General features: G+C 35.9%; 25 protein-coding genes. 12 read left to right on the top strand and 13 right to left on the bottom strand.

All coding sequences use genetic code 11. The annotated features are described in order from the left end of the window. The first annotated feature begins 43 nt into the window (after positions 1–43). A complete protein-coding gene (locus tag FDW98_RS15590) occupies positions 44–925 on the top strand; it encodes a toll/interleukin-1 receptor domain-containing protein (RefSeq protein WP_087857520.1) in 882 nt (293 codons plus the stop codon). A 144-nt stretch (positions 926–1,069) separates the two neighbouring features. On the opposite strand, the gene pilV is transcribed toward FDW98_RS15590, so the two are convergent. Continuing rightward, positions 1,070–2,599 carry a shufflon system plasmid conjugative transfer pilus tip adhesin PilV gene (pilV, locus tag FDW98_RS15595; RefSeq protein WP_110498423.1) on the bottom strand — a complete coding sequence of 510 codons (1,530 nt, stop codon included), beginning with the start codon at positions 2,597–2,599 and terminating at the stop codon, positions 1,070–1,072. A gap of 182 nt (positions 2,600–2,781) precedes the next feature. Between pilV and FDW98_RS15600 the strand changes: the two genes are divergently transcribed. Next, a complete protein-coding gene (locus tag FDW98_RS15600; RefSeq protein ID WP_032667101.1) occupies positions 2,782–3,180 on the top strand; it encodes an H-NS family nucleoid-associated regulatory protein in 399 nt (132 codons plus the stop codon). A 127-nt stretch (positions 3,181–3,307) separates the two neighbouring features. Here the strand turns inward: FDW98_RS15600 and FDW98_RS15605 are convergent, their stop codons facing one another. The 3 genes from FDW98_RS15605 to FDW98_RS15615 form a co-directional block, all read right to left on the bottom strand. Further along, the gene (locus tag FDW98_RS15605) at positions 3,308–3,661 is read right to left on the bottom strand and encodes a conjugal transfer protein TraD (protein WP_032667102.1); all 354 of its coding nucleotides are present in this window, start codon (positions 3,659–3,661) and stop codon (positions 3,308–3,310) included. Beyond that, positions 3,658–3,909: a hypothetical protein gene (locus FDW98_RS15610; RefSeq protein ID WP_032667103.1), complete on the bottom strand. Its 252-nt coding sequence runs from the start codon at positions 3,907–3,909 to the stop codon at positions 3,658–3,660. The genes FDW98_RS15605 and FDW98_RS15610 overlap by 4 nt, the downstream gene beginning before the upstream one ends. Positions 3,910–4,111: 202 nt before the next feature. Further along, positions 4,112–4,444, bottom strand: a complete 333-nt coding sequence (locus tag FDW98_RS15615; protein ID WP_223229567.1) for a DUF3892 domain-containing protein — start codon at positions 4,442–4,444, stop codon at positions 4,112–4,114. Between the two features lie 681 nt (positions 4,445–5,125). On the opposite strand from FDW98_RS15615, the gene mobQ reads away from it, so the two are divergent. Further along, positions 5,126–6,526 (top strand): MobQ family relaxase, encoded by a 1,401-nt coding sequence (gene mobQ / locus FDW98_RS15620; protein ID WP_137398879.1) that lies wholly within the window; start codon positions 5,126–5,128, stop codon positions 6,524–6,526. A 286-nt stretch (positions 6,527–6,812) separates the two neighbouring features. On the opposite strand, the gene FDW98_RS15625 is transcribed toward mobQ, so the two are convergent. Both FDW98_RS15625 and FDW98_RS15630 read right to left on the bottom strand, forming a co-directional pair. Then, the gene (locus tag FDW98_RS15625) at positions 6,813–7,769 is read right to left on the bottom strand and encodes a radical SAM protein (protein WP_137398880.1); all 957 of its coding nucleotides are present in this window, start codon (positions 7,767–7,769) and stop codon (positions 6,813–6,815) included. Beyond that, positions 7,766–8,788 (bottom strand): radical SAM protein, encoded by a 1,023-nt coding sequence (locus FDW98_RS15630; protein WP_110498426.1) that lies wholly within the window; start codon positions 8,786–8,788, stop codon positions 7,766–7,768. The genes FDW98_RS15625 and FDW98_RS15630 overlap by 4 nt, the downstream gene beginning before the upstream one ends. A gap of 689 nt (positions 8,789–9,477) precedes the next feature. On the opposite strand from FDW98_RS15630, the gene FDW98_RS15640 reads away from it, so the two are divergent. The 3 genes from FDW98_RS15640 to FDW98_RS15650 all read left to right on the top strand — a co-directional run bounded on the left by FDW98_RS15640 (position 9,478) and on the right by FDW98_RS15650 (position 11,576). Beyond that, complete coding sequence (locus tag FDW98_RS15640; RefSeq protein WP_110498428.1) at positions 9,478–10,158, top strand: class I SAM-dependent methyltransferase; 681 nt, start codon at positions 9,478–9,480, stop codon at positions 10,156–10,158. Between the two features lie 89 nt (positions 10,159–10,247). After that, positions 10,248–10,640, top strand: coding sequence for a cell envelope integrity TolA C-terminal domain-containing protein (locus FDW98_RS15645; protein WP_060682410.1), 393 nt, complete (start codon positions 10,248–10,250; stop codon positions 10,638–10,640). A 456-nt stretch (positions 10,641–11,096) separates the two neighbouring features. Then, a complete protein-coding gene (locus FDW98_RS15650) occupies positions 11,097–11,576 on the top strand; it encodes a hypothetical protein (RefSeq protein ID WP_227675100.1) in 480 nt (159 codons plus the stop codon). Between the two features lie 141 nt (positions 11,577–11,717). Here FDW98_RS15650 and FDW98_RS15655 read toward each other — a convergent pair whose 3' ends face one another. Next, the gene (locus FDW98_RS15655) at positions 11,718–12,227 is read right to left on the bottom strand and encodes a TIR domain-containing protein (protein ID WP_000122167.1); all 510 of its coding nucleotides are present in this window, start codon (positions 12,225–12,227) and stop codon (positions 11,718–11,720) included. Between the two features lie 138 nt (positions 12,228–12,365). Between FDW98_RS15655 and FDW98_RS15660 the strand changes: the two genes are divergently transcribed. Continuing rightward, positions 12,366–13,202 (top strand): macro domain-containing protein, encoded by an 837-nt coding sequence (locus tag FDW98_RS15660; protein ID WP_001151472.1) that lies wholly within the window; start codon positions 12,366–12,368, stop codon positions 13,200–13,202. Between the two features lie 56 nt (positions 13,203–13,258). On the opposite strand, the gene FDW98_RS15665 is transcribed toward FDW98_RS15660, so the two are convergent. The 4 genes from FDW98_RS15665 to FDW98_RS15680 all read right to left on the bottom strand — a co-directional run bounded on the left by FDW98_RS15665 (position 13,259) and on the right by FDW98_RS15680 (position 15,515). Then, complete coding sequence (locus tag FDW98_RS15665) at positions 13,259–13,534, bottom strand: hypothetical protein (protein ID WP_060682411.1); 276 nt, start codon at positions 13,532–13,534, stop codon at positions 13,259–13,261. A gap of 9 nt (positions 13,535–13,543) precedes the next feature. Continuing rightward, the gene (locus FDW98_RS15670) at positions 13,544–14,095 is read right to left on the bottom strand and encodes a lipoprotein (protein WP_110498429.1); all 552 of its coding nucleotides are present in this window, start codon (positions 14,093–14,095) and stop codon (positions 13,544–13,546) included. A 15-nt stretch (positions 14,096–14,110) separates the two neighbouring features. After that, positions 14,111–14,677 (bottom strand): hypothetical protein, encoded by a 567-nt coding sequence (locus FDW98_RS15675; protein WP_110498430.1) that lies wholly within the window; start codon positions 14,675–14,677, stop codon positions 14,111–14,113. Positions 14,678–15,182: 505 nt separating this feature from the next. Beyond that, a complete protein-coding gene (locus FDW98_RS15680; protein WP_110498431.1) occupies positions 15,183–15,515 on the bottom strand; it encodes a hypothetical protein in 333 nt (110 codons plus the stop codon). 882 nt (positions 15,516–16,397) lie between these two features. Between FDW98_RS15680 and FDW98_RS15685 the strand changes: the two genes are divergently transcribed. From FDW98_RS15685 to FDW98_RS15705, 5 genes are all read left to right on the top strand, one after another. Further along, positions 16,398–17,147, top strand: coding sequence for a DNA-binding protein (locus tag FDW98_RS15685; protein WP_100272681.1), 750 nt, complete (start codon positions 16,398–16,400; stop codon positions 17,145–17,147). A gap of 333 nt (positions 17,148–17,480) precedes the next feature. Beyond that, positions 17,481–17,954 carry a nickel transporter gene (locus FDW98_RS15690; RefSeq protein ID WP_224759884.1) on the top strand — a complete coding sequence of 158 codons (474 nt, stop codon included), beginning with the start codon at positions 17,481–17,483 and terminating at the stop codon, positions 17,952–17,954. A gap of 1 nt (position 17,955) precedes the next feature. Next, positions 17,956–18,570, top strand: a complete 615-nt coding sequence (locus FDW98_RS15695; RefSeq protein ID WP_110498434.1) for a hypothetical protein — start codon at positions 17,956–17,958, stop codon at positions 18,568–18,570. 2 nt (positions 18,571–18,572) lie between these two features. Next, positions 18,573–19,382, top strand: coding sequence for a hypothetical protein (locus FDW98_RS15700; RefSeq protein ID WP_100272684.1), 810 nt, complete (start codon positions 18,573–18,575; stop codon positions 19,380–19,382). A gap of 212 nt (positions 19,383–19,594) precedes the next feature. Continuing rightward, positions 19,595–20,077, top strand: coding sequence for a DUF4756 family protein (locus FDW98_RS15705; protein WP_110498435.1), 483 nt, complete (start codon positions 19,595–19,597; stop codon positions 20,075–20,077). Between the two features lie 78 nt (positions 20,078–20,155). Here FDW98_RS15705 and FDW98_RS15710 read toward each other — a convergent pair whose 3' ends face one another. Both FDW98_RS15710 and FDW98_RS15715 read right to left on the bottom strand, forming a co-directional pair. After that, entirely contained in the window at positions 20,156–20,476 is a 321-nt protein-coding gene (locus tag FDW98_RS15710; protein WP_126502050.1) for a hypothetical protein, read from the bottom strand. Between the two features lie 58 nt (positions 20,477–20,534). Next, complete coding sequence (locus tag FDW98_RS15715) at positions 20,535–21,284, bottom strand: EcsC family protein (RefSeq protein WP_084831986.1); 750 nt, start codon at positions 21,282–21,284, stop codon at positions 20,535–20,537. Between the last annotated feature and the right edge of the window lie 37 nt (positions 21,285–21,321).

Genomic DNA, 21,321 nt, shown 5'->3' on the forward strand with positions numbered 1-21,321 from the left:
CGACGTAGTATATTGCACACAATATCGTCTGGGAGAACATCTAATGTCAATAAGTAATACCATGTCAAATATCAACAGACTACAAAAAGACATTGCTAATTTACAAAAACAACTTTCCGACGAGCAACGTAAAGAAGCTCAACTTTCAGGAAAAATAAATCAAATAGAACGTAGTATCACTAAATCGACATCATTAAATACCTTGAACTCAAAAATGTCAGAAATCAATCGTTATAATAACGATGTTACAAAATGTAGTTCTAAAAAAGCAGATATCAATAAAAAAATAGCAACTAAAACTGGAGACTTACATCGTTATCAAGTCCAACTCCTTAAAGAGCAAGATAATGAGCAGAAAAAAAGGATTGCAGCTCAAAAGAAAATTGAAAAAGAACAGTTAGATCATCAGAAAAAAATCACAAGGGAGTTGGAATCACAAAAAAGAGTAATATCTTCAAACCATAATTTCAATCGTCAAATTATCAACAAACATGATGAGACAGAAGATATTCTAGAGAGTTATGATGTTTTTATCTCTCATGCAACAGAAGATAAAGATAGTTTTGTCCGTCCACTTGCTGAGTTGTTAAAAGCAAAAGGGATAAATGTATGGTATGACGAATTCTCTTTAGGTTGGGGTAAAAGTCTACGTAAGACAATCGATTATGGATTAGCAAACTCTCGTTTTGGAGTTGTTGTTTTATCTAAATCCTTTATCAAAAAGGACTGGACAGAGTATGAATTAAATGGTTTGACTGCCAGAGAGATGAACGGTGAAGACCGAGTAATACTACCTATCTGGCATGAAGTATCTAAATCTGATATCTTAAAATTCAGCCCTACACTAGTAGATAAAATGGCATTAAATACATCGATAAATACCATTGATGAAATTGCTGAACAACTTGAGTCATTACTTAAATGAAATAAATATTTAAACAAGAGGGCCTAACGGCCCTTTCGTTTTCCCTTAAAGGAAACTCACCATTGGAAAGAATGTATATTCCCACACATGGGGCAACTAAATCAGCCTCAGCGGAAATAAACTGTTCGTAATGCCGCCAGTCACCTAATTACATGTATATAATCTTCTGTCTGGCTCTCTACAGTTACTTCCACCATTATTACATTCATTTCCTTTATATCTTGACACTTCTATTTGTTTTAGACGATTAGGATCGTTTGGACAAGTACAACCTCCTGTATCTTTATTTGGAACATAACACTTCCCTTCAACAATAATAAACATCCTATTTACACTTCCGCCTCCTTCTTTCCATACACCATTAGTACAAGATAATATAGAACCATCAACTGCTCGCCCTTGCAAACCATTAGGAGAACATCCATTTCCAGCATAGGCCACTCCATTTAGATGAAGATACTCTCCAACTGTTGTTCTACCACCTGACACAACTCCACCAGCACCATAAACTTTTCCAGCTGCATCAATATTGCCGTTAGAGTGTACGTAGTTAGAATTAAGGTTTCCTGATGCCCATACATATCCAGCGTTAACTGTTCCATTAGCATCTATATTCCCGGTTGATTTAACGTATCCGCCATATAATCCTGCTGAAGTCTGAATGTTTTTACCATTATATGCTGTTATAGTATTGGAATCTGTCATATTCCATCCACCACCATATTTTTGGAAATAAATCCCCCCATCTCCCATAGTTCTGAACCAGTTATTAGTATAGGTCTCACCTCTGGACGTTATGGTTGTTCCTGATACGCTATTATTAGAATTTAAATTTCCATTGACTTGGCCATTACCCGCTACAACCAAATCAGAGTTTAATGTTGCCACACCGCCAACGTCTAATGTTGTGCCTATCACCGCTACCCCGCTAGTTCGTAATGCCTCCGTAGTTGTGATTCCCACTGCCGTTATGTTTCTGGCATTATTTATGTCCTGATTACCCATGTTTAAATTACCTGTCATAGGTAATGTGCCATCACGACGCAAATACACTGAATACATAGAAGAATCGTATCCAACACGATACGCCAGTAGACCCGCTGCAGTAATATTATTAAAAGCTGATGATGTCTCGGTCCATGCGCCCTGTAGACCTGATACTAAAGCTGCTGATTGCGTCATTCCGCTATCAATACCCGCTTCCTGCATAGCTTTACCTAATAAATCGTAGCGAAGTTTTCCGCTTTCACTCCAAGGTAAAGTTGTTGTGATTAAGCCATTAACCACATAGTTAGGAGTAGCTCCTGAACGTTTTAACATTATCTTATAAGAAGATTTCTGGGCATTTACCCCGGTATATGATACTGGCAATAACCCTTCATTAATGAGTGTCTGATAAGTGATTTCACAACCTGAACCATTACAGGTACGGGGACCCGGATCGCTTGACTGACTACTGCTTGACGTCAGCGTAGAAAGCTTGTCATATCTGATATTGATATAGCCATTTACCGCCTCACCTATCTGCTTCATCTGTTGACCAACAGCCTTAGCCATAACATTTTCTTGTTCAGTTTTCATATCCTGAAAACGCATAAAAGCCATCATACTACCAACACCCAGCACCAAAATGAGTTCAAGTAATGAGAACCCTTTTTTATTTTGTTTTTTCATTTTCATCGTCCTTTTTGTTTCACGTACATATCAATTAACAAAAATAAAAAAGAGGTCAAGGTTGGTTAAGATATAATCCATAAAAAAGACTTAACAATAAATTTTAGGCGGGGTAATTTTATCCATTATCGTCTTTTGTATGTTATCCTGCTTATGATTTTAAACACTCAGGATAAAAGATAATGACTTACGCTATTAAAACACTTAATAACATCCGTACCCTTCGCGCTCAGGCACGAGAAACAGATCTGGCTACACTGGAAGAGATGCTGGAAAAATTAACTGCTATTGTTGAAGACAGACGCCAAGAAGAATCACTTGCACTGCAACAAAATGCTGAACGTCAGGCCAAAATTGAAGCGCTTCGTGCGCAACTGCTTGAAGATGGTATTGATCCATCTGAACTGCTGGGCAATCCTAAATCTTCCCGTCCGGCTGCTGTTCGTGCTCCTCGTCCTGCTAAATACAAGTACATTGACGAAAATGGTGATGAAAAGACGTGGACGGGTCAAGGTCGTACACCAAAAGCGATTGCTGCTGCACTCGAAGGTGGTAAAGTTCTTGAAGACTTTGCCATCTGAGTTTGGTTGTGATTTATTGCCACGGATGGCAGTAAAAATTGACTACCGCGCCCTCTGGGACTTGGTCAACAGCTCCCCAGCCTAAAACAAGTTTTAAGCCGGAGAGCTGTTCGGACGTGAAATGGTTTTATGGTCTGAATTTCTTGAGAACTCTTTCAATGTAGATTTGTCCATTTACTTTATACCGTTCGATATCATGTGTATGTAAGGATGGAACCTCCAACAACAAACCAAATAGTAATTGTTTATCTACCTCACTAATATCACAGTTTAAAACCTTGGCAACCTCTGCACCAAGAATTATTTTTTGTCGTGTGTTTTCTTTTTTGCTATCTCTTTTTTCTTTTGCTTTAAGGTAATTTAACTTATTTTGTGCTCCAGCAATTTTCTGCTCAAGAGTTTTCTTAATTTCCGTTCTGCTTCTATCACTCTGAAAAACATTGCCAGTCAGATAGGTGTTTTTTATTTCATCATCACTCATTCTTTTCTCCACTGATTTCTATGATTATAAGGGACATTACTTCTGAACTCATCATCTGAAAGTGCACGCTTAATTGATTTAATCCGAGATCGGAACTGTTGTTTTTCCTGTTTCTTTTTAAACTCAACTCTCACTTTTGTGATTATCTTTTCTGCTTCACTATACGCTTTTTCCAGATCCGTATAGATTCCATTATCAAGTAATCGCTTTGCCTCAAGATCGATAGCTTCATCGTTATTTTTATACATAAAACCTCCTTGTCTTTATTTCCTTAACACCAATTAGCATAATTAACGAATTAATCAATAGTATAGGAAGAATATTTTAATTATATATCTCCAAGTCTTTTAATTAACTTTCAAATTATCTCTATAGCTAACTATATTTAGAAGTGACAATGGTAAGCGTGGTAAATAGTAATAAAGGGCCAATAGGCCCTTTATTTAACACTCATGCGCACTCAGGAAGACTCAAAAGGTTATTAGGTTGTTCGCCATCATTTTGTGTTTTCAAGTATTTGTTACCAGAAGCGCTAACAGCAACAATCACCCACACTGAGTGTCCTCCTGCATTAACATAAAATCTCCATTTCCCAGATTCTATTCCGCTTATAGCCTCTTGCTGTGTGAGCTTCCATCTGGTGCCATCAGCATTCTTACCGCCAATATGAGTTATCCTTTCATGAGCACTCTGGCGATTGCTTTTATTGATACATAACACTTGATGTTCGGACATTTTATCCTCGTTATAATTGCTGTATGTAATTAATAAACTGATCATCATTCCCAATGCATCAAACTGCTTTAAGAAATGATGCAGACTGAGTTTAGGCCATATCCTCACGATTTCCAGTCAACAAGAACCTGAATCGCGCACTTTGTAATTTATGCAACACAAGTGATAGCAACTACTAACTTAAAATATCTGATACTCTCCGCGTTACTTATTTTTGTTTATATATGATTTTCATTTCACCTTTCGGTTTTTCACCCTAGTTTTTAAACCTCACCTGTTAATTATATAACGGAGAAGTCATCTCTAAATTTAACTATTTTATTTATGTTTTAGTTTTTCCCGCCTTACGGCGGGATAAATTAACACTCTTTTTGTCCTTCGGACGCTATCAAAACCCCATTTATGTAATATCGTGGAACACTTCGCCCTTTCATCCAGATTGCGCCGCTTAATTCGGCGGTTTGTTTTACAGACATTCATATATTTAGTATTAATTAATAAAGGCAGGCCTTCTACATTGCCGTTATTTTTGAGCCATTTATGGCGATAAAAAATAAAGCAATGCCCACTTACGCATTATCGCTTCGCTCTAATGCCGTGGGGTCTACCGACGGTTGCCTGCCGCAGGCTAAAACCGTTTCCTTCGAAAACAAAATCAAGGTCAACGTCAACCCCAGCGTTTTCCTTACGTAAAACGAAAAGCAGCATTTGGCATTGAGGAATATTTGGATGGCGATATACAGTTTTAAAATGGAGAACATCAGCAGAGGCGAAGGTCAGTCTTCGGTTAACTCTGCTGCATATCGTCATCGTAAAGTTTTCTTCGATAACAGAACAGGTGAAGTGTGTGGGCGCAAAACAGCACATAAAAAGGACCTTGCCTTTGCGCAGATTTTTGCACCTGAACATACCCCTCCTGCCCTGATTGTTGACAGTGAAACACTCTGGAATGCTGTTGAAGCCTCAGAGAAGAGAAAAGATGCCCGTCTTGCCAAAGAGTTTAAAATTGCTCTCCCCGCAGAGCTAGCACCAGAACAGAACATTGAACTCACCGCAGCTTTTGTTCTTGAGCACTTTACCAAGCAAGGCATCATAGCCGATGTTGTTATCCACGATATTAATGGTCATAACCCGCATATCCATATCATGGGAACAACCCGTGAGGTTCTCTCTACCGGCTTTGGTAAAAAGATCCGTGAGTGGGATAAGCCTGAAACCCTTGATATCTGGCGTAAAGGCTGGCAGAACATCTGTAATGGGTTCCTTGAGCTGTATGGTCATGATGAACGCGTTGATCACCGTTCTATCAGAGTTCAGTATGAAGAAGCCCTTGAACAGGCTACTGTTGCCGCTACCAATGAAGAGAAAGCGATCTGGCTGGCTAAAGCTATTGAAACGAACCGCGATCAAATACTTCATATCCCTCGTGATCGCTGGGGCACTGTAGCCGCTCAGGAACAACGTGCTGCAGAGCAAGCCATACGTGATGAGCTGAAAAAAGAAGCTGTTGAAGCCTACTTTGCCTTTAAAGATCTACCATTAGACATCGTTGTTGATGTTGCCAGCTTTAGGGTTCATGCACTGGCTGAACCGGAAGAAATTGTTATCCCTGATAACACAGGTAGAGCTTCATCTACAGGCTCGCAGAAACCTATGCTGGTGGCTCCTGCACCTCATACACGCACTACGCTGAAAACCACATCCTCTTCAGCAGCCAGAGCACTTAAACGCGCTCCAGTCAAAGTTAAGAGGAAGAAAGTTGAACCTCGTCAGAGCGGTGTGTTCAAGCGCTTCACCTTACTGGTAGTAGATTTTATCAGAGAGAAATTCATCTGGGTCAAGAATAAGCCAGCTCCTGTTTCAGTAGATACTGAGCACGATAAGCGTATAGCTGAAAACTATGTGTTTGATGAGGTTCAGGGTATCTATGTGCCACGCGCTGAGCATGAAAGACGAGCAAGATTTAACAGTGACACTTATAGTCCAACCAAAGAGGAGATCAGACGTTTCCCAAGTCGACCGCTTAAGCCTGAACAAACAGATAACGATTTTGATTCCATACCAACACTGACGGCAGACAGAAAAAAGCCAGTACCTAAAATGAAGCCACCGGATTTTTATAATCATTGAATATAAACCATACCCAGTGGGAGGATAATAACTTGACTCGTAAAATCCCTATGAAATGTTTACCATGTTTAGATTTCATATAATTTGATGAGCACCATTAACAGGCCAAAATACTCGCAAAATTCAACAATGATGATTACAAGCCTTCCAAAGAAAGCTCATTCTCTTTCCAATTCATTCAAAGCAGATAATTTTTTATTTCGATAACAACACAAGTCTGACTCTATCGAGTTGAGCAACGTAAACTAAAGGATCACCATCTAAAATAAATCCATTCTAAAAATATTCAATTATAATTCATGCGTGCACTAGCTAAATCACAGAGATATTTATTTTTATATTCGCCATGCTCTAAAACCATATATGCAGGACAATTCCTACATGTAGCGTTTAAAACACACTGACCACACTTACTGCCATAATATATCTTATGTAATTGTTCACTGATAGAATTTAACTCTGCCCATACATCATTAATGTTTCCGTCTATAATATTACATTGTTTTTTTCTGTATATGGCACAAATAGATGCGCGACCGAACTGGTCAATAAACAGACTCGAATATCCTCCTGAACATTTCTTAAAATAGTCTAAATTATCCATTGCTAGATTATCACTTTTAATTATCCTTTTCATTGCAAGTTCATTTTCAATCCTAACAATTTCATTCGGTTCCAATCTCTCATTTAGATTATTTTGATAATTCAATGATGGAATAAGATATGTGTTTATCTCAATTTTGTTTTCCGAAAAGAAAGCTAGATCCGTCGAAGATACAGATATTGATTTACATAGGGTTAACCCTTTGTACATTGTAATACCTAATTGTTCTAACCTGACTATATTAGACATTATCCTATCAAGGTTAGCTCTTTTATTTTTAGCAAAGCCAATAAGCTCGCTATTATTTTTCCCGTATATAGATACAGAAACAGAACTTGGTGGATATTTACCGAACAGTTCAAAATGTTTTTCAGTCATTAAACTTGCATTAGTAAATAGTGAAATCTCAAGTCCCTGCTGGTGAATGAAGGTATATAATGAAATAAAGTCTTTATAAAGAAGAGGCTCACCTCCAGTAATAATTAATTTCCTGCATCCTTTTAACATTAATTTATTTATCACGATTTTCCATTCGTTCACACCTAGTCCAGCTGAGGTTTTATTATCAAGATAACAGTGCGGACATTTAAAATTACATGATGTTATAATTTCAATTGTAGCCGATGTTAAGTTTTTCATTGCTCCTCCGTAACCCCAGAAATTCTACGTTGTGCTAACTCACACATAAAATCTATTGGTTTAGATGAATTCCCATGCTCTAAATTGGCATATGCAGCACACCATCTACAAATGGTTTTTTTCTCGCATTTAGAGCATTTGCTATTGATATAATAACTTTGCATTTTATTATGTGAATCTCTCAGATATTTTGTTATAGTTTTCTCATCATTACTCAAAAAATTAATTTTATCTTCTACATATAAAGAACATATAGATGCATATCCTTCAGCATCTATTGAAAGGCTATTAATTCCACCACCACATTTAATACATGCTTGAGAAGTCATATTAGATATCGATTTCCTCCAAAAAGTTATAGTTTCTGGATCACTATGTTCGAAACTAATAATATCATCAATACTAGCTCTTTGAGATAGTTTGCCTCTCATTAAATCTTTTTGCGGGAAAATTATTGCATCATACATGATTTCTTTTTTATAAATTCTCGCAATATCATCAAATTTGCCTTTCAAAACTGCGGGTATGGTTTCTTTGCTAATAATTACTTTCAGCATGAAATCAATATTATTAGAATGTAAAAAACACAGATTATCAGTAACTTTTCTAAACGCGGTTTTATTTATTGTGAAATTTTCGTATTCGTAAGTACTAGTTCCATATAACGTAACCATAATAACTTTGGGTGGATATTTAATAAGAAGATTCTTAGTTACATCCGTTATGTATGATAAATTTGACATAACCGAGATGATAAATCCTTTATTTTTTGCATATAAATATACTTCATTAAATCTTTTATATAAAAAAGCCTCTCCACCTGTAAATGTTAGATACAAAACTCCCATATTGTATAATTTATCGACACATGCAATAACATCATTATAATCCATATGAACTTTATTCGATGGGCAATAACAATGTAGACATTTAAAATTACAATGCTGAGTTAACTCAATACTTGCGGTTATCAAACATTCTCTTTGTAATGCTTTTTCTTTCAAAAAATCATGATTCATTTAGCTTGCCATATATTTTATCTAATACTCTTTGAATTTGAATGTCATCAAATCCGTATTTCTTTTCCAACTTGTGGCTTTTTATTTCAGTTGAATACATTAAAACATCAAACACTAGCTCGTTAACATTATAGCACTTATTATTAGATTGATTGATGACAATATATTCATCCATTATCCTTCTAGGTACATATACGCTTTTCATCTTAATTCATAATCATCCAATATAAAATAAGAGCAACAGTCGCATTGCTCTTATTAGATTTATTTTATTTCAACATTGGTTATATCCATCATCTGGGCTAGGGCCCCAACATCCGAGAGTCTTTCTTTTGGATACTGGGTCAATATCCTTTACTTCCTCAAACTCACAGATCTCAATCTCGTAGATATCTATAGTTTGTTGCTCATTAATATCCATCTTGCTCCCTCTTCACATGATACATTGACTAAATGTATATCTCTTGCATAAGAACACATTGACATTAGTCAAAAAAAAATGATTCTGAAGGAAATAGAAAGATTTGTTGTAAAAATTTCATTTTATCCTATGAACAGAGAAATATAATTACGTGATCTACATCTCAAAAACACTATCGAAAAATGAAATGCTGAGAATATCGATCAACTTTGATGTAACCAGCAAATATCATTTACTATTACCTAAACAAATAGAGAATGTATAAAAAATGAACAATGATGATACGTATGAAAAAAAATATCGGATATTGCGCCAGCAAAATCTTGATGCTTGGACAGGTGAAGGATACGCAAGAGCGTGGGAGCAACTGAATCATATTTTTGATATGCTCAACAAAGAAAATCTTTTCCCGGCACCACCTGCAAAATTTCTTGAACTTGGTTGTGGCAATGCAGCGATGTCTTCGCAACTGATGGCGAAAAAAAGTTATGATGTTTACGGCATCGATATATCTCCAACAGCAATAACATGGGCTAATGAGCGATTTTCATCATTAAACCTGAAAGGTAGTTTTTATGTTGATAATGTTTGCAATATTTCTCATTTCCCCTCCGAAAGCTTTGATATTATTTATGATGGAAGTTGCTTGCATTGCATCATTGGCGAAGACAGATTAACTTGCTTCGCAGAAATGAAACGTCTGATTAAACCAGATGGTAGTTTAATAATTTCTACAATGTGTGGCCTACCTAAGCAGCAAGAAGATATCAATAACTATGACCTTGATAGCTATCAACTCAATCATGAAGGTCAACCATGGCGTACACTAAAACCTCTTGACTGTCTCAAGGAAGAAATAACTAAATCAGGATTTTCTATCAATTATATTCATGTTAATGAGAATCCTTGGTTGGATCATGCTACTATTGCCTGTAAAAAAAATAAATGATAATTTGTTTGACATCTGTATTATGTATATAGATCTCTAAAATGACATTAATATAATTTCTTTTTATATTTGTTAGCAGGATAGTACATATGAACAAACCATTAACCTTACTGGCTTTAGTCGTTTCTGTCACTGGCTGCGCCCCACTTCATCCAGCTGATTGCCATAAAACAACAGCTCTCGGCAGTTGTAGCTCCGGTCGTTTCACCGATAATAATGAATATGGAAAACAGGCCAGAGCGATTAAAGATGCTATCGAATCACAACTTGCTCAAAGGTATGCTTGGTCTGGTAAAAAGTGTATATTGCATTTGGATTTTGCTTATGATGGAAAACTTAAAAACATTGAAGTAAGGGATGGCAATAAGCATTATTGTGCTGCATTAAAAGTTGCGGCTGAGCAGGCAACATTTCCACTATTCCCGAACGAGAGCATATACAATGCTTTCGCGGAATCCCGATTCAATCTTCAAGGGGAATAACCAATTTAAACGTTAACCTCACAGCATCAACTGATTTTTACTTATATTATAAATCTGAGGATTTGTGAAAGTATTAGAAAACACATAACAACTGCGCCCCTTAATATGCCACCCGAAATCTTTTTCTCTACATCTCTCTCTGTTGGAACTTATTAACATACAAGCTGAAAAATCGTATGAGGTGATAAGCAAAACGATAACACGGTCTCTCCAACAATAATCTACAAATTTCATTTTACTGGAAGTTATGGAATTAATCTCTCTCTTTCTGAGTCGTCCTTAAATAATGGCCTAAGGGCGTTCATAGTTTGGAACTTACTCCACCAATGCCATCCTGAAAAAATACATTAAAGCTAATACCTTCCGGCTACAGAAAACAAGAATAAAATACTCTTTTTAATTCACCGTCAGTTATGTATATTATCTAGATTAATATACTCACTCTACCAAGGACACATGTTGTTAACGATTAACGAAATCAAAGATGAAGCTACAATGTTTCGAAAATTGATCGAGAACTGTGACAAAAAGAACACCAGCCTTGTTATAGACTGTTTTCCTGTTATGAGTTGTAAACTTTCTTCGATGCTTCTTTCTTATCACTTCCTGATGTTATGGCCTGACCTTGAAATTAAAGGAGTAAGTGCAGCCACAGGCAAAAATGATCGGATAACTCACTACTGGCTTGAAATCAATGATATTGTTGTTGATATAACAGGAGACCAATATAATCTCATCAATGATTACGAACTTACTAATAAAATTATAAAGGGCAGACCATTCCCCTCAATACATGTTTCGCATAATAATGAAAGCTATCTCTACAATATATTTAAAATCAAGGAAACACACTCATTTGTCTACGGCTTCCCTGAAATAGCTGATGATTTCATTGATGAAATGGCTCATGGGTATAATCAATTATTATATAAATGATAAACTATTATAGTGAAAAAAATTAATATTAATCTTTCATCCAACGGGAACCTAGAAGACAACACAATATTGGTCTTAAATTAAAAAAACCATAGAGTAAGTTGTTCTCTATGGTTTTTTACAATGCATTAGAATAACACATTAAATATCCAAACCACTATAGACGCTATCTGGATATTGATGAGGCCCTTTATTTGTGCTTGAAGAATAAGTCGCACAATAGTTATCTAAAGCATATTTGATAATTTTTGGCTGGAACGAAACAGAGACAGTATAGTGGTCTGCATCCAGTAATGGTTTAGGAATAAAATTCCGATCCACCTTCCTATCACCGTCCAGATTTGCGATGACCACAGGGAGATTAAACTCAATAATGAGATCTATTTCATGCGCAAGGAATGAGTCACCATCACCACCTTTTCTCTTCGCATCGCTGCTCCCAAGAAGTACAACCTGTTTAGCGTTTTTCATACGCTCACGGAGATTTTTCTTTATCGTTTCTGGTTTGCTCGTATCTCTTGAAATAAAAAGGTCGTGTGCATCAAAAAAGTTGAAGTCAATGTTCTCATTTGCTTTCCACGCCTCCATTAGACGATAAGAACTTATATTTTCACTCGCAAACGCTACATATGTTTTATTACGATAGCTCATACAATCTCCATATCACACTAAACAACAGATGCCAACTTGTTAAAAATACATTATACTTTATACTTGGTAAACATTTTTTATGAAAAATCATATCAAACACATTCAGGCAACATAAAATCAACCTAGCTGGCACAAAAAATGGCAAAAGTTAACTTTTTCGACACGCGTATAGTTAAAAAATTTTCAGACTACACATCAACAATAAGCACTATTTTTTCACTTTTATTGATTTTTGTTGACATTCCAACAGAAAATAAAATCACGCTTGGGATTATATTCTTATTCACTTTATCATTGTTGTATTTTGGAATTTGGTTGAAATCAAATAATCTTACGGAAGTTAATTTAGATGTAGAGGGAAGTATTGTTACTGTAAAAGCTGGGGATCTATTTCTACAAGACGGATTCAAGGTTATAGCTTTTAATGAATACTTTGACACTCAAGTTGATGATAATATTATCTCTCATAAATCCCTTAATGGGTTATACATTGACAACCATTTATCAGGTCCTATCTCTGATTTAGACCAGCGTGTTTCAAATTATAAATTTGATGAAGATGAAATCCTTGAAGTCAACCAAGAAAGAAAGGTAGGCAAGAAACAAAAGTATTCGTTAGGAACTATCTTCGTAAATGAAGATTATCTATTAACTGCTTTTTCAAAATTTGATGATAAAAATAGAGCGTTTCTTACCATGCCTGACTATTTAGGTTTTTTAATAAATTTCTGGGACAAGGTAAATCGTATATATGCTCAAAAAAGCGTTTCGGTTCCTATCTTTGGTTCTGGAATAACACGAATAAAAGAACATAAGAATATAAGCGATGAAGATTTGCTTAAAATAATGTTGTGGACATTTAGAATCAGTGAGATGCGATTTAAGTTTCCGGCAAAGCTTACTATTGTCATTCACAAAGATAAAATTGATAAAATAAATTTATTGGACATTAAATCAGCAAGAAATGGTCTTTAGTCAGACGTATTATGGGCGATAAATTGTTTTTCGCCCATAATATAATAATTTCCGTGCTACATTCTTCGTCTGAAAACAACATTATCAGAGAAAATTGCCTTACCTGCGACAAACCCAACAACCGCAATGATTGGCAGGCTGATAGTAGCTCCCGCCATGCCTGTAGACATTCCGATCAGTATAGACAGGCCGAAGGTCAATAATATAACTACGAAAGCATACCAGCCGGGGTAGGCTCCATATAAAACAGTCGCCATGCAGCCAGTGCAGACGTGAACTCCGCGTTGGCTTTCTTTCAGACAAAACGGACACTGAATAGTTTTGTTTTCCATGATAGCCCCTTAAATCGCTTTCCAGCCATTGCTGGTTTTAACAAGATTAATCATGCCTTCTTCAGGTTCATTCATACCCTTGACGCTGGAGAACGCTTTTTTGTCCACCCATGAAGGAACATCCGTTAGCTTCCATATATAAGACACGCGAACAACTTTCTGATTACTGTTTCCCGGTTCGGTCCATTCCTTTATCTCAGCAACTTCCCGATGACCGACACAGGCCCCTTTCTCACGGTCCCAAAACTCAACTTCTTGGCCTTTATCTGTTACTTCCAGAACATCAACACTGCTAAAGCCATTTGCCTGTTGCGAAACAGTGAGCAGCCCTTGTTCAGCAAGTCCTTTCAGGATTTCATCACTGGCACTGTATCCGGCAGAACGGTAGCCACGGTTAACCTTAATCGGAAAACCTTTGTTGAATACAATGTCGTTGTCCTGCAGGGAGTAGCACAGCTTTGACTGTGATATTTTCCCGTTGATCGCTTTCTCAAAGTCGCCTTTTTCACCGCATCCCGATACAAGAGCAGCAAGACCCGCCACGAGTAAAAATTTACGCATAGTGTTATCCCAGAATTAATGATTGATTGTGCCGTTTCTCAGAACAACCAGACGAACTGCCATATCGGCGTTGTTGACGGTAGCGAACCCACGGACTTCGAAATTATTTACAGTTCCGGTGACGCTGATTTTCTGGCCTTTCTTATAGGTAAGAACTGCATCATCAATACCAGAGTAGTAATCCAGCCAGACCATACCGCCGCAGTAACTCGTATCAGAGGTTTTAAATAAAAGGTAATAGTTAGGGGCTGTTTTGGGCATTCCCGTCATCATATCGCTGGCACTTCTGCCCTTCGTAACTTCAAGAACAGTGGCATTGATGATAGAGATCCTTTTGCCTGTCCATTTCTTTTCTGCTGCCATTGCATTTTCTTCATAGTCTTTGCAAACAGCACCAAGGCCAGATACAGATGATACCGGGCCAAGGCTTTGAGTGGTGGCTGTTCCCCCCAGCGCTTTACCTACTGAAGACAACGACGAGCTGATTGCTCCATTAATTGTATTCACGCCGTCGTTGAGCTGCTGGCATCCTGTTAGTGCGGCAGCAGATAGTACCAGTGGCATCACTATCCGTAATTTCATATCTATCCCCAATGTGTGGAAACTTTATGTCAAAGACAGCCCTACCCATAGGTTGGTCTCTCTGGGCTGAAAAAAAGCATTAATCAATTGATAGGATTCAATTTATTTTTCTGTTCGTCATATCGTTTGTATCGATCGAATTCAAATCATTCGATAGATTAAATCTATCATATATCTATAATCGATCGATATAAACAATTAAAACACCGATCAATTGACGCTAATTTGATAGTTATAATCTATCAAATTCAATTTATTGATCTTTTATATCGATCAATAAGAGGTGTAATGTGCACGAAGAGCCATGTCAGTAGCTGTTTGCACATGGATGGAGATAGAAAGGTATAGGTCGGAACAGATAATACCCTGTCGACCATTACGCAGACAGGGATTGTTAGATCTCAGGTAATGTAGCTATCTTCAGATATGGTGTTGTATAAACCTGTATGCATCGCATGTTTTAATATACTGTTTCATATGGAATGGTAGCTACCATTCAGATTTTTCAATCATCTTCCAAAGCACTCACACCGCTTGCCGGGAAATTGGTTTTCATATTATTCGATATCTTCGGAACTAAGGACTCTATTGTTTCTTCGCTAACTTGGCTGAGTTCAGAAATCAATCTTCTGTATGCATTAATCATTCGTTCCTGATCAAACTCATTTTCTGATTCTGATAAGAAGAAATAGCCATAATCTTTGACATGGATATTATCACCACTTTCCAAAGTGAGTTTTATTCCTTGTTCATTTTCTTCAACATCTTTAACAATACAAGTCATAAATGGTATTTTTTTATTTGTATGAAAGAGCGTAATAATCTTAATGTTGTTCATCCTTTATTTTCCTTCTTTTTTTATTATTTAATACCATATCGAATCGGTAAAAATCAAATTTACCTCATTTAATAAACGTTCTACCTGTTTTTATTATTCTTTTGAAAAGATATTTATCTTATGAGCTAACGCTCATGTGCTGACGCACGGCTACGCCCTAACGCTGTAAAATATATTTAACGATTTGACAATGGTATTTGCTATGTTTGAGGGAAAAGCCAAAAGGATCAATTTTTGTTCTTTTAATCATAATAAGATATATATGATCTTATATACCATAATAGTATTAGCACTAAAACATATAGCATTTGCTCTTAAACGCATAGGAAAACTATATTCATAGAAGCAGCACTTAGTGATTGTTCAAGACAATCACATTGCTGAAACAGGGTTCATCCCTGTTAATGATGGATTTATCCATAAAGAATTGCGGCGTAGCCGCCATTAAATTAAAAGTAAAACAATTATAGTATTCATAAAACATCAGCAGCGCTGCGTGATTGCACGAAACAATCACTTCGCTGAAAAAACACCCCAAGAAAACCACATTTTTTCACGTAAAACGCTCTGCACATAAGATAAAAGGAAAACTGGACTCTCTTAACTTCTTACTAATTATTTAATTATAAGCACTATCCCAGCCCAATAAAATCAAGGCTTCACACCTTTTTTTCCTATGTTTAAACATAGCAGATATCTATGTTTAAACATAGAACCGTCCTATGTTTAAACATAGCGGGATCTATGTTTAAACATAGTTTTTTTAACATATAGCAATATTATAATAATAAAAGCTCTATTTTATTTATAGTTTTACTATTGACTTTCATTTTTCTGCATAGTATTAAAATATGCATAATAAAAACTATAAGAGAGAATAATATGAATACTAATGACACTGAACTACTCCGCTTATTCGAAACACTAACCACTGAGCAAAAGATTGATATCGCAAAACACTTGCTGCAGAACAAAGATATAAAATCAACGACAGTCATCGCAACGGAAGAAGATAAAGCGATTTCATTTGCACAGCCTTATGTTTTTGCTTTTACTTCCAACTTTCGTGTTTTTTCTGATCTGGATATATCTAAGAATGAATTCCGCGTGTTGACTTATATCTTAGAATATATGGAGTTTGGAAACCTAATCAACCTTTCACAATCATCACTCTGTAAAGCGTTGAATATCGCATCCGGTAATATGTCAAACATATTCAAAAAGCTAAAACAAAAAGGTATTCTGGTTGAACATCATGGACACTTGTATATCAACTCAAATATCTTCGCTAAGGGAATGAGTCATCAACTTGATGAGAAACGCAGAGAGCATTTGAGTAATGCTAAAAGCCTCAATGCTGATATTGAAAAATATCCAGAGTTTTATACAGACCTTTCACAGAAGGAAAGACGAAACTTAGCTTTGGAAACTGAAAATAAAGAGATATACACAGATGCTTTTGTTTTTAGCAAGAAGAAGAAAAATAATGCTGTTCCTAATGCTAAAAACAGTGTCCAGATCGATAAGCCACGAAAGGTATATAAAAGAACAAAAGAAAATGAAGCGGCAAGAGTAGCTTTAGCTAACGTTGATATGTGCTTATACCGTGCTGAAAAACTATCCGTTGATTAACAGAATGTTAAATGTGTGATGCCTGTTCTAAGACTGACTAGTACATAGGACAGCTCACTTACTAATTTGAGTTAAGTAAACACAATGTTTTTAGTACAACTAAATTAACAACATACAAGTTGTAAAAAAATCGAGACGAACAAGTTGTGTCAAGGTAACAATACCCCCCTATCGAACGTATAATCCAACCAAATCCTGATAACCTAACATCCGAGAAGAGAGAAAGCCAATATTTTCTTTGATTTTTTTTCACATATGCCTGTATAAATAGTACAACACTTCTATAATATGATAATATGAGAAATCATGATAGTAATACAAACAGGAACAACTATGAGAGAAATGAACGGCGTTGCTCAGTTGATATCATCTGCTGTACAAGCATCAGGTGTGGATGACACCATTTCCAAACAACTGACAGAAACATTACAAAAAGAGCTTAATGACTACATTAATCTCGAGAGTCTTAAAAATAAGCTCGAAGTATTATATAGCTTTGAGAAAAATTATCTTGAACTTATTAAGTCTTACAAAGAAGAAATAAAGTTTGCAAGCACGTTGCAAGAAGATTTGCGTAAAGAACGTTCAAAATTCTTTTCTGAGACTTTAAAAGAGGTTTCACAGACTCTCAGCGAGTCTCAAGTTGACGGTTCAGTTGCATCAAAATGGTTAAAAGAACTTGTCGAAAGCTACACTAAAAGTTTAGACCTTAGCAGTAGTTTAATTGAAGAAAACACCCTTGATACTATAGGGAAAATTCGTTCAGAAGCTAAACTACATAAACCAGCCTTATCTTCTGGAGATTAAAATGTCAAAAAGTGTTCAAATAAGGCTGTTAATTAATACCTTATGCTTAATTAAGCAGCATAAAATTTTAACAGATAAGTTATATGATAGCGCTTTTAAACCCTTATTGAGCACTTTTTATTTAGTTATGAATCAAAAATTGGCCGTAAGTACGATTAATCAACAATCAATGAAAAAACCGCTGACAGAGTTTTTAGTGGCCTTACGGGAAGCAAGGAAAGACCTTGTTTTGCGCAGTATCAACGAAAGCCCACAACTATATTCGTGTTTCTTCCAATATGAGCAAAATGAAAACCTATTAACTCTATCTTTTGAAAGAGAATATTCAATTTTCATAAATGATAACTTAGAAAAAATATCTAAATATGTTATTGATATTGACAATGCGAATATACAGAGAAAGTTGAAATATATAGTTGAAGAACTTGTAAGTTTTAGACAATCTAAAAAAACATCTAGTCTAGATGTTTTCTATCTTAATGATAAAATAGATCAAATTGAAAAATTATTTTCTGTCTTTGAGAAAGATAAAGATAGAGTTGAAGAAATAAATTACATACGAAGAAAAGAACAAGTTCTTTTTGAAAGAAAATTCAAAGAATTATCGGGAGAATAATAATGGGTTGGTTAGGTAATCTTGGCAATGCTCTGATTAGTTGTGTCAGTAAACCAATTGAAGTTTTGTGTGACTGGGCTTCTGAACCACTTAAAGAAAGAGCACATGAGAGACATGAATCGAGTCAAAACTCCGATCACCGACGCAATATGGATACATTAACAGCTCAATCTAGAGCTGAGCATGAATTCAAAACTCAAGAACTTGAGCTTGAACACAAACTCAGAACTGAAGAAAAGGTGCTTGAAGTTGATCTTGAAGTCCGCCGGGTTCGTGAAATTGAAATGGCTGTCGCAGAAATTCAAGAATGGAAAAAAGAGAAAGAATTTGAGCGTATGGAGCGTACCACTGCAGCCATCGCTCTTTATCTTGAACAACTCACTAAATTGAATGTCGAGACTATTAATGCTATCGGTCATATGCAACTCGAACTCAAAGAACGCGCTCAACGGCTAGTTTACGAAAAAACCATTCAGTATAAAGAGCTTCAGGATAAAGCAATCGAAGAAGCAATGAACGACTTACTTAGAATTGAAGATAAATTCGGTAATAATGAACGAGCTAAAGATATTCTTATTAAAGCAGTAGATACCAAGATGGGAAATATTATTACAACATCGACTCGTTTTTTAGAGGAACTGAACAGAGATATTGTTAATCTTAATGAAAGCATTGACAGACTTACAAATCAAGGTCAGAAATTTATCGAAAATCACTTAGAACGTTTTCATATTTCCGATGCAAGTTCACCATTGATACTCAAAGGTGAACACGAAGAAAAATTAGTATTACAACATAAAGACATTAATTAATAATTTCATAGCCTCTTTTATTTTGGGGCTATGAGCTTTAGCAATATCTTCTTAAACGTGTTATTTTGTCGTTAGAGTATATTTACATATCCTCATGTGATGTCGTTTTTTTTAAATTAAATAAAAAAATAAACATCACTTCCTGATAATTTGACACCTTCTCTATATATCTTAACATATAAATATATCCACTATTTATTAACGAGGTATATATGAGAAAAGTTCAATTAGACAACAGCGATTTATTAGCATATTTTAATACGATTGAAGAACTCAAAAATCATCCATCAATGGATGAATATAGAGCAGGATATAGTAAGCTACGTGATGATGATGATGCATTTGCATATGAAATAAAAAAATATAGGTCTGCACATACCACACTGCGCAGGCTTGATAAGAAAAGACAATCTCTTTTGGATAGCTTTATTAGTGAGCTTAATCCTATAAGTTACTCAGCAGCTAACACCGCTGCTAAATCATCAGGAAATTTTGATTTAATTAATGAACGAATACTTTACAGAAAAGCCCTTGAAGAAAAAAGTGATGCCGAAATCATTGCTCTGGTGATAAAACAACGTACAGAGGCCGCTCTTGAATTCCAGCGCTCTGTTGAGCAGAGTCTGGAACAGCTTTCTTCTATCTCATCAGATTTTGAGTCCTCAAATAAAAAAAGAAGAAAATTGTCTTTTTAAATGCATCAGTTCTGCATTAATCTGGCATTTACCAAGTATGAACTTAATATATGCCAGAGGAATAACAGTGTAATTTATCTATGCTTGCCTTTTGGATTTTATTTGAGAGAACGTTATCAACGTTTGGCAAAATGCAACTACATCACCCATTGTTCTCAGTGAATGTAATGCAGGTCCCCAATCCGCAGGCTCTCCCTCATAGTGGTGCACTTGTAGCCATCCGCCATCTTGTGCCGACGGATGTGTTGAATGTCTAATTTGAAATGCGATACCGTGCTTTTCTCTAGCAAAGTAAACATCAAAAACTGCATCTTGAGGATTACCAGATACCTGATACTCATATTCCGAACCTACAGCTCTTATTAATTTTTTTGCTAAATCTCGGTCTAAAGATTTCATTTCACGACCTATTTAGAATAGTTAAAAGCCAGAACTGAAAATTATCACCATACAAACATCATTCAGGTATTTTTTCTTCAATGAAAATATTACGGGATATATTCCCAATAGTATTGGTGGATACACTATCAAATGTAGCACCAACGACACCACCAACTAGTGGTATTGCTTTACCAAGATTAATAGCACCTTTTTGCCCAAACTTAGTTATAAGTCTAAATCCTACCGCTTTATTTATAGCTTTTATTGTTTCACCAGAAATATTTTTTATTAAGGTATTTGTCATTTTTGTACTAATTGTTATACCTATATTTTTCACTATATCCTTCGCAGCATTTCCGGTTAAACAGGTATATACAAGTGTCTTAACACGGTCATCTTTTAAATCATACCCGCCCATATGTGCAATTGCTGCGATCATACGAACTTGTATAAATATGACGCTTGAAATGTTAGCTGGAATGGCCACCGGGAGCGTTATTATTCCACCAAGGCCGGTGATAAAGCCTGATGTTCCCGCTTTTGTATTTTGCCATCGTATTAGCGCATTAACCTTATCAACAAGTTCTCCATCACCATTCAAATATGGTGCAGCAAGCTCTTGCGCCGAATCCAAACCTACAACACCATTACAGGCTTTATCATAGGCCCAGTCCAGTACCTGCATGACTTTTGATTCAGTGATTTCACCATCCTCACTTTGGGCGGTGTCTTTTTTTGCAAGAACTTTCTTACCGATGCTGCCTAATGCCCCAAAAGCTGCCGTTGCACCTGAAAATTTACCTGATTTTTTATCGTCAGAATCCATAATGACCTCAGAAAAGATAATATTCAGGATAAGTATC

The organism is Citrobacter sp. wls711, assembly GCF_005281055.1.
GTDB classification, from domain to species: Bacteria; Pseudomonadota; Gammaproteobacteria; order Enterobacterales; family Enterobacteriaceae; genus Citrobacter; species Citrobacter gillenii.